This is a genomic window from Bradyrhizobium sp. Kon10, from assembly GCF_055807395.1.
The window spans coordinates 1-235 of the sequence record NZ_JBVVOZ010000411.1; the positions used below are offsets into that span (position 1 = coordinate 1).

At 64.7% G+C, this 235-nt stretch carries 1 protein-coding gene; it reads left to right on the forward strand.

Annotation, left to right across the window (positions count from 1 at the left end):
* Window positions 1-235: LPS assembly protein LptD (gene lptD / locus AC0L2O_RS37555; protein ID WP_473373290.1), on the forward strand; the 235-nt coding region annotated here is incomplete at both ends.

The window sequence follows — 235 nt, forward strand, 5'->3', positions numbered from 1 at the left end:
GACGGCCAGAACTCCTTCGCGGCGCCGGACCTTGTCAACGTCGGCGCCGATTCGGGCCTCGAGAACGCGACCTCCGATTATGTCGGCCTTGTCGGCTTCAACAGCCCCAGGGGGCTTTCCGGCTCGGTCAGCGGCCGCTTCGACGAGCAGAGCTTCGAGGTTCGCCGCGCCGAGGTGAAGGCAGCCTATTCCGGCCTGCCGATTTCGTTCAGTGCCAAATACGCCTTCATCCAGG